The sequence below is a fragment of the Chromohalobacter sp. HP20-39 genome, from assembly GCF_033052815.1.
GTDB lineage: Bacteria > Pseudomonadota > Gammaproteobacteria > Pseudomonadales > Halomonadaceae > Chromohalobacter.
Genome location: NZ_JAWHTP010000478.1, coordinates 1 through 299, shown reverse-complemented (window position 1 = coordinate 299; position 299 = coordinate 1). Strand labels below are relative to the sequence as shown.

Annotated in this window: 1 protein-coding gene; it reads left to right on the top strand. The window is 62.5% G+C overall.

Annotation, left to right across the window (positions count from 1 at the left end):
• Positions 1-44 precede the first annotated feature (44 nt).
• On the top strand, positions 45-299 hold a 255-nt coding region (locus RVY79_RS18875; RefSeq protein ID WP_317466089.1), incomplete at its 3' end, for a hypothetical protein.

Below are 299 nucleotides of genomic sequence, written 5' to 3'. Positions count from 1 at the left end.
TCGAGCACGAAACGGCTGACAGCTAATCGCTGGGCGTGCACCGGATGGTGATTGCCGACGCCAATGAGGTCTTCACCGACAACGCTCAGGCCTCCATCCGCTTCGGCCGCGCCGACGCGACAGCGAGCGAAGACGTCATCGACCGCTGGGCAGAGGTGGCTCGCTGGCAGACCAATGCCGTGTCGCTCTCCAGTGCAGACTATCGCGCCAACGTCGTCCGCAAAGCTGAACTCGGGTCGCCTAAGGATGGCAGCCAGCAAATCACCCTGCAGGACACCGACTATCCGGGTCAATACTGG